Source organism: Candidatus Nanopelagicales bacterium (assembly GCA_018003655.1).
Classification (GTDB): domain Bacteria; phylum Actinomycetota; class Actinomycetes; order S36-B12; family UBA10799; genus JAGNDY01.
Map to the genome: position 1 here is coordinate 1 of JAGNDY010000079.1, position 7,894 is coordinate 7,894.

At 64.6% G+C, this 7,894-nt stretch carries 8 protein-coding genes; 4 read left to right on the forward strand and 4 right to left on the reverse strand.

Translation table 11 applies throughout. The features are described 5' to 3' along the window. The first annotated feature begins 280 nt into the window (after positions 1-280). Positions 281-1,120 (forward strand): enoyl-CoA hydratase/isomerase family protein, encoded by an 840-nt coding sequence (locus KAZ48_09475; GenBank protein MBP7973018.1) that lies wholly within the window; start codon positions 281-283, stop codon positions 1,118-1,120. 411 nt (positions 1,121-1,531) lie between these two features. On the opposite strand, the gene KAZ48_09480 is transcribed toward KAZ48_09475, so the two are convergent. From KAZ48_09480 to KAZ48_09490, 3 genes are read right to left on the reverse strand one after another with little or no spacing between them, the layout of a single operon-like run. Next, positions 1,532-2,062 (reverse strand): DUF45 domain-containing protein, encoded by a 531-nt coding sequence (locus KAZ48_09480; GenBank protein MBP7973019.1) that lies wholly within the window; start codon positions 2,060-2,062, stop codon positions 1,532-1,534. A 9-nt stretch (positions 2,063-2,071) separates the two neighbouring features. Next, on the reverse strand, positions 2,072-2,677 hold the full coding sequence (locus KAZ48_09485) for an NUDIX domain-containing protein (GenBank protein MBP7973020.1): 606 nt from the start codon (positions 2,675-2,677) through the stop codon (positions 2,072-2,074). A 42-nt stretch (positions 2,678-2,719) separates the two neighbouring features. Further along, positions 2,720-4,087 carry a zinc-dependent metalloprotease gene (locus KAZ48_09490; protein MBP7973021.1) on the reverse strand — a complete coding sequence of 456 codons (1,368 nt, stop codon included), beginning with the start codon at positions 4,085-4,087 and terminating at the stop codon, positions 2,720-2,722. 159 nt (positions 4,088-4,246) lie between these two features. On the opposite strand from KAZ48_09490, the gene KAZ48_09495 reads away from it, so the two are divergent. Together KAZ48_09495 and KAZ48_09500 are read left to right on the forward strand one after the other, a co-directional pair. Then, the gene (locus KAZ48_09495) at positions 4,247-4,504 is read left to right on the forward strand and encodes a hypothetical protein (GenBank protein ID MBP7973022.1); all 258 of its coding nucleotides are present in this window, start codon (positions 4,247-4,249) and stop codon (positions 4,502-4,504) included. Continuing rightward, positions 4,497-5,618 (forward strand): PDZ domain-containing protein, encoded by a 1,122-nt coding sequence (locus KAZ48_09500; GenBank protein ID MBP7973023.1) that lies wholly within the window; start codon positions 4,497-4,499, stop codon positions 5,616-5,618. The genes KAZ48_09495 and KAZ48_09500 overlap by 8 nt, the downstream gene beginning before the upstream one ends. Before the next feature lie 47 nt (positions 5,619-5,665). Here the strand turns inward: KAZ48_09500 and KAZ48_09505 are convergent, their stop codons facing one another. Continuing rightward, positions 5,666-6,211 (reverse strand): hypothetical protein, encoded by a 546-nt coding sequence (locus KAZ48_09505; GenBank protein ID MBP7973024.1) that lies wholly within the window; start codon positions 6,209-6,211, stop codon positions 5,666-5,668. 27 nt (positions 6,212-6,238) lie between these two features. Between KAZ48_09505 and KAZ48_09510 the strand changes: the two genes are divergently transcribed. After that, a partial coding sequence (locus KAZ48_09510) for a UPF0182 family protein (protein ID MBP7973025.1) occupies positions 6,239-7,894 on the forward strand: 1,656 nt, incomplete at its 3' end.

The window sequence follows — 7,894 nt, forward strand, 5'->3', positions numbered from 1 at the left end:
TTGCCGAGGATGCGAGTCACGGTGGTGTTGCACACCGGGCACTTGCCCTTGGCCATGCGACGGCCGTTGGTCTCGTGAACCTCGCCGGTGAATTCCCGCTTCTCTTTGCACTTCACGCAGTACGCCTCGCCCGAGTAAGTCTCAAGTTCCGCCATGTGTCCTCCAGTAAGTGGCCGCCGCAGTTATCGCGGCGGATGATTGTCAGTACCGTCACGCCGGCTCGGCCGTGGCGGGCTACCTCTCGGCAGCGTGGTCACCTTACGGCGCTAACCTGCCCCGCATGACCATGACCCCACCAATGCCCCCACTTGTCCCCGCGGAGTTCACCGAGGCCGAGGACCACCTGACGGTCTCTCGACCCGAACCCGGACTCGTCGTCGTGACGTTAGCGAACCCGGACATGCGTAACGCGATGTCGGCGAAGATGACCCAGGCATTCGCCCGACTCGTGCCTTTGCTGATCGGTGACGACGAGCTGCGGGCCGTCGTGCTTGTCGGCGCAGGTCGTGCCTTCTGCTCTGGTGGTGACACGAGTTGGATCGGCTCGGAGCCACACAAGAGCGTCGACGAGCTGCGATCTCGGATGATTCCCTTCTACCGAACCTGGCTGGCAGTGCGAGACATTCCGGTGCCGGTGATCGTCGGCGTCAATGGCGCGGCGATTGGCGCTGGGGCGTGCTTCGCCCTCGGAGCCGACGTGCGCATCGGGGCGCAGTCGGCCAAGTTCGGGGTGCCGTTTCTCAAACTCGGGATGCACCCGGGAATGGCCACGACCTACCTCTTGCCCGAGGTCGTCGGTCTCGCGGCGGCCCGGGACCTGCTCTACACCGGCCGGATCATCGACTCCGCGAGGATGCTGGAGCTCGGGGTGGTCACCGAAGTGCTGCCCGATGAGGGCTTCACCGAGGCCGTGATCGCGATCGGGTCGCAGGTGGCGCAGAACGCACCCATCGCGACCAAGCTGACCAAAGTCGCGCTGCGCGATGGTGGTCCGGCCACACTCGATGCCTGTGTTGAGTGGGAGGCGTTGGCCCAGCCGATCACGCTGGCCACCGAGGACCTGCAAGAGGGTTTGGTCGCTGCGCGAGAGAAACGCCCGCCGCGCTTCGTCGGCAAATAGATCTGTACGTAGCCAGTCCCAGCGGAAATTCCGTCCGCACGGCCTGGCGAGCGGCTGTTGCAGATGACCCGCCACATGAGACGAAGCCCCCGCATCTCTGACCAGTCGCGCCTTCCCCTTGCGCTGTGGCCGTTGATGTCGGGGGCTTCGTTCAGGTATGACGTTAGGTACCCAACGGGCGACTGCGCAATCGCTGCGGCCACATTGTTGATGACCCCTGTGGACAGCACTGGGGACGACCTGGGGACGCTCCGCTTACGCCCTGTGGAACGTCCTGTGATTGCTTGGGGAAAGGGTGTTGACGCGCGACCACTAAGTCGCTGCTGACCTGCGGAAACGCTTATCCACCGGGTGTGTACGAAAGAAAAGTGGAGCAATTCCCGGCGTGTCTTGCCCTTGGGTGACCTGGAGTCACTCGTTGCCGTTGGCGAACTCCACGCCATCGAGGAACGCGCATGCCCGCGCACGGTCTGGGTAGGCGTCGAGCAACCGGTTGAACTCCGGTCCGTGGTTGGCCTCAAGCAGGTGGGTCAACTCGTGCAGGAGCACGTAATCGATGACGTAGGCGGGCATATCCCGGAGGCGATGGGACAACCGAATCGTGCCGTCAGCTGACGTGCACGACCCCCACCGACGATTCTGCGTTGTACTCCAGCGGATGCTCGTCGGGACAGGCGAGGTCGGCAGATAACGCTTGGACAGTGTCGCGGCCCGCTTGGCCAGATCCTCGTCAGAGACTGCTGCCTTTGCTGACTTTCTGAGCAGCCGCGCGTGCAAGGCAGTGGCGTGCTTGGCGGCCTCCGTCACCGACATTCGCGCGGGCACGACGACGACGGTGATGCCACCCTCGCGAAATGCCGCCACGCTGCGGCGCCGGCGATCTGAGCGACGGACTTCTACCCCGTCGGGCAGGCCCGGGATTCGGGCGGGTCGGATGGCCATTTCTGAACGCTACGCCGACGGCTGCGGTCGCATGGCGACGGCTGCGCGGACCAGTTGAAAAGTCGCGTCGTCCACATCTGGCGTGCGATTGATCGGGAACCATTGCAGGTCCTCGGACTCCTCCGATGCCGCGAACGGTGCTTGCGGATCGGCCAGGAACGCGAACTGCACGTCCCAATGGAACTGCCCGCAGTCGAACGAATCGTTCAGCGGGTGACGATCCAGCCGGGCAATACCGGGCAGGGTGGTGAACTGCGCCAACCCCGATTCCTCGCCGACCTCGCGGGCGGCTGCCGCTTCCACTGAATCGTCGTCGGGTTCGATGTGGCCACCGAGTTGGCCCCAGAACTGACCCTTGCGATGGAAACCCAGCAGCACATGAATCCCGTCATGGCTGATCACAATGGCGCTGGCGGTGATGTGTCCCGGCGAGCAGGTGCGGCTCAGCGCATCGGGCCGGTCAGCGACGAATTGCCGGTACTGCTCGCGCAATTCGCGCTGCTGTGGGTCCGTGGACTGGTACTCGTCGAGCAGGACGAGCAGCCCCTTGCGGCGAGAGTCATCGCCCCGCGCCGTGTCGCCGGTCGGATCGTCGCTCTTTGGTTCGTCCGACATGTCAGCGCCGGACTATCGCGCGCGACTGGCGTTCGTTCACGGTTAGCGATCCCGACTCTCGTCGCCGTCTTCGTGGTCGTTGCCGTCGCTGGCGTCGAGCCCAGAGGTGTCGATTGCCTCGGTTGCTGACCTTTCGATGAAGCCAGGGACGTCATCAAGATCCTCAGCGGTGGGAAGCAGATCCGGGTGACCCCACAGGGCGTCGCGCGCTTCCACGCCGCCCTCCTCGCGCAGTTGGCTCCACAACGCCGCAGCCTCGCGCAGCCGCCGGGGTCGAAGCTCAAGACCCACCAGCGTCGCGAAGGTCTTCTCGGCCGGACCACCCGTGGCGCGTCGTCGCCGGAGGGTCTCTCGCAGCCGGCCGTGGGAGGGGAGACGGTCGGCGACCGCAGCGTCGACCACGTCATCGACCCAGCCCTCGATCAAGGCGAGCAACGTCTCAAGTCGGGCCAGAGCTGCCTTCTGTTCTGCGGTGTCTTCCTGCTCAAACACCCCGGAACTCAGCGCCTCTTGCAGCGCCTCTGGGTTCTGCACGTCCACGCCTTGCAGGGCAGATTCAATCCGGTCGCTGTCCACCCGCACCCCGCTGGCGTAGGCGGTCAGGGCAGCCTCGATTCGGCTACGCAGCCACGGCACATGGGAGAACAGTCGCTGGTGGGCGGATTCACGCAACGCGATGAACACCATGACGTCGGCATCGGACAGATCCAGGCCCTCGCTGAACGCCTTGATGTTCTCCGGCAGCAACGCGGCGCGGCCATCGGTGGTCAGCGGAATTCCGACGTCGGAACTGCTGACGACCTCGCCCGCCAGCGCGGCCAGACCCTGTCCGACCTGGCTGCCGAAGACGGCCGCGCCAAGAGCCTTGGCCATCCCCATCAGCGGTGCCGCCATCGCGGCCAACTCCGGTGGAAGTCCCTCGGGAAGGCCAGCTGCGTCCCCGAGGCCCATGCCACCGGCTTCGGTGCCGGGCATCATCGTCGACATCGTGGACTGGAGTTGTTCGGCGATCGGGGCAACGATGCTCTTCCAGGCGGGCGTGGTGGCCGCGAGCCATTCGCTGCGGCTCCACACCTTTGGGGCTGCGCCGGTCGATGGGAACGTCGTTGCGGGATCGAGCCACACGTCGGCCAGCCCGACGGCGTCCTCTGCGGCCCGCCCAGCTGCTTCACCGACCGCAGGATCGCCAGCTGCGGAGATTGCCTGCCGGGCGGTGTCAGTCGCGAGGTCCCAGTTGACGGGACCATCCGAGGCGCGGCCGCCGGACTGGAGCATCGACCCGAGCTGTTGCAGTGCGGCTCCGAGGCTGGCCATGTCGAAGTCGCCGCCGCCCGCGCCAAACGGGTTGTTCGCGTTGTTGTCATCCGGGTCGCGCGGTTGCCCGAAGCCGAAGGGGATGTCGCCGCTCATGCTCGTGGAGCCTCCTAGGCACAGTGTCGGTGCGCACAGTGGTGATGCGCAGATGACCGCACTGATGAACACGCTAGCCCGCGATCCGGCAGGCGGCGACCCTGCGCCACTACGCCCGTTGCGAAACAATCTGGCGACCGCGGCGCTTACTCTTGGCCGGTGAGCCCGTTGCTGTGGTGGTTGCCACCATTGATCGCGACCGTCGTCGCCATCTTCTGGGTCTCGCGCAAGGTGCGCCAAGAGGATGCCCGAGGTAGCGCCGAGTTGAGCGACCGTGAACTCGAACGGATGCGGCACGCGTTAACCAAACCGATGCCCACCTCGGTCGACATCACCGATGCGCACCAGGCACATGAGCCCAGTGATGAGGCTGGCCCGAACACCCCGCCGACCGATCGGGTGCAGCGGGATGGCTGACGCTCAGCAGAGTCCGGACAGTGAACGACTCGCCGCCCAGGACGGACTCACCGAGGGTCTAGCGCGGCTGCGAAGGCTGCGACTGGTGTCGTACCTGGGTGCCGCGTCGATCGTCGTGATTCTCATCGTGGTGGCCCTCATCCCCGTTCCGTTCGTGCGGCTCTCGCCGGGGCCGATGTACAACACCGTCGGGAACGCCAGTGGAGTCGACCTGATCAAGATCTCGGGAACGCGCAGCTACCCGACGACCGGGGAACTCGACTTGGTCACGGTCAATGAGCGCGGTGGCCCATTCGGTGGGTTGACGCTGCCGGAGGCGTTGGTGGGCTGGCTCGACTCCGACGATCGCGTCGTCCCAGTCGATGCGCTCTATCCGCCTGGTACCACGGCGGCGACTGCGCGCGAGGAGAACAGCCTCGACTTCACCACCTCCCAGTCGTCAGCGACTGCTGCGGCACTGAAGCACCTGGACATCCCGGTCGCTACCAAGATCGTTGTCGGGCTGGTTATTGAAGACGGGCCTGCCCAGGGCAAGTTGGAGGTCGGCGACGTCATCACTGCTGTCAATGGCAAGAAGGTCACCAAGATCGCCGATGTGCCCGCGCTGGTGGGTAAGAACCCGCCGGGGTCAACGGTGACCTTTGACGTCGTCCGCGGCAGTACCCCGACGGAGGTCCAAGTCGTCACGGGTGAGTCTCCGCGGGACCCCAACCGCTCCTACGTGGGCATCCAGGTGGGGGCTGATTACAAGGCACCGTTCACGATCGACTTTGGGCTGCAGGATGTTGGTGGCCCAAGCGCGGGAATGATGTTCAGCCTGGGGATTATCGACAAATTGACCCCGGCAGACCTCAGCGGTGGCCGCAGCATTGCTGGAACCGGAACGATCAACGCCGACGGTGAAGTGGGTCCGATCGGTGGGATTGAACAGAAGCTGGCGGCCGCGCGTAGGCACGGCACCGAACTGTTTCTGGCACCAGCACAGAACTGCGCGCAGGTGAACGCAGTCGACCTGGCGGGGCTGAACGTCGCGCGGGTGTCAACGTTGGACGAGGCCGTGTCCGTTATTGACCGTTGGCGTGCCGGAGTCTCCGACCTACCTCGGTGTGGCTAGCTGCTGCTAGCGCGGCTGCGTCCAGCTCGCCCCGCACGTAGCGCGGGCTAGTCAGTGAAGGTCGCGGCGAGAGCTTCGGTCAGTCCGGGGACTAGGTCGCGACCCGTGAGCACCTCGTCGTCGGAGTCCTTCTCGCGCAGTCGGATCGCGCACATCTGCGAACCGTCGCGCAGCACCGCCACCGCCAGTCGGACTTCGCGACGGTCCGGGTGACCCATCGCCTGTTCGATGAGCTCGGCCATCTCGGCGTTGTCGTCGAGTTCGGCCTCGGCCGAGGGCGGCAGCAGGAGCCGTTCCAACGTGAGCGCGACGCCGACGACCTGGTCCGGCCACGCCAACTGCCCGAGCGCGTCATCGAGGGCCTCCTCGCCAGCTGACCATTCCTGTTCGACGGGAATCAACTCGTCCGGGGGAGCAAGACCGGAATCCAGGCCCATGGCGTTGGCCAATGCGGGTTCGCGCTCCACCAGATCGCCGAGGCGTGCCAGCGCGAACAGTCGGATCGGTTGATCCCAACCGTCCTCACTGACGTAGACCTCTAGGTCCAGAACTGCCGTGGTTAACCGTTGCAAAGTCGAGCCATCCGCACTCATGGGGACATCCTCTCGTAAGGTGGCTGCGTGAGCTACGCGACGCCTGCCGCAGGCCAGCCCGAACCGGCATCGGAAGAGACTCCGCGCCGCCGTGGGCGGATTCTGATCCCGACCCTGGTCGTCATGGTGGTGTTGTTCCTGCTCCTTGTCATTTTCACGGGGTTCTACACCGACTTCCTGTGGTTCAAGGCGATGAAGAACTCGGCGGTGTTCACCACCCAGCTGTGGACCAGGGTCGGGCTGTTCTTCGCCTTCGGGGTTGTGATGGCGCTCGGCATCGGCGCGGCGATGGTGGTGGCGTATCGCACCCGCCCGACCCGCCGGGTGCGCACACCCGAGCAACTGAGCCTTGAGCGTTACCGCGCCAGTCTGGAGCCGCTGCGCAAACCGTTGGCGATCATCATCCCGATCGTGATGGGCCTGCTCGCCGGAATTGCTGCCTCGTCGGAATGGCGCACCTGGATGATGTGGCGAAACCAGGTGCCGTTCGGCCAGACCGATGCCCAGTTCGGGATGGACATCGGGTTCTACATGTTCACCTACCCCTGGCTTCGGTTCATTGTCGGCTTCCTGTTCGCCCTCACGCTGCTCGCGCTGCTCGCCTCGGCGGTCGTGCAGTACGTCTACGGCGGGCTTCGGCTACAGCCCCCCGGACCGCGGGTCAGCAACGCGGCTCAGACCCAACTCTCGATTCTGCTGGGGATCTTTTGCCTGCTGAAAGCTGCCTCCTACTGGCTTGATCGGTTTGGCCTGACGCTCAAGAGCGAGAGCCTCGTGCAGGGTTTCACCGGGTTGAAGTACCGCGATATCAACGCGCTGCTGCCGGCAAAATCGATCCTCACCGGAATTGCCGTGATCTGCGCGATTCTGTTCTTCGTCAACGCGTTCCGCCGCTCGTGGCAGGTCGCCGGCGCCGGGCTCGGCCTGCTTGTCGTCTCGGCCCTGGTTATTGGCGGCATCTACCCGGCGATCGTGCAGCAGTTCCAAGTGCGACCCAGCGAGCTGACCAAAGAAGCGCCGTCAATCCAAAACAACATCAACGCGACCCGCACCGCATATGGGCTCAACGACGTCCAAGTGTCTGAGTACAACGCGAGCAATGAACCCAACAAGGGCACCCTGCAAAAGCAGGTAGGCACATTGGACAACGTCCGATTGGTCGATCCAACCGTGGTTCCCCCGACGTTCCGGGCGTTGCAGCAGATCCGTAGCTTCTACTCCTTCCCTGATGCTTTGGACATCGATCGGTACCAGATCGACGGTAAGCAGCGCGGCGCTGTCGTGTCCGTTCGTGACGTCAACCTCGATGGCATCTCCGCCAGCCAGCGCAACTGGGCCAACGATCACCTCGTTTACACCCACGGTTATGGGTTTGTCGGGGCTTATGACAACGCGAAGCAGCCGAACGGAACGCCGGTGTTCTTCGAGGCCGAGATTCCGCCGAAGGGTGCGCTGAAGATTGAGCAGCCGCGGGTGTACTGGGGCGAGGATTCACCGCCCTATTCGATCGTTGGCGGGCCGCAAGGGACTGATCCACGCGAACTCGACTACCCCGACGACACCGCTACGAACGGCCAACGCAACAACACCTATGACGGCACCGGCGGAGTGCCGGTCGGGTCTGCGTTCGACCGGTTGATGTTCGCGGTGAAGTACCAAGAGCCGAACATCATGTTGTCGAAC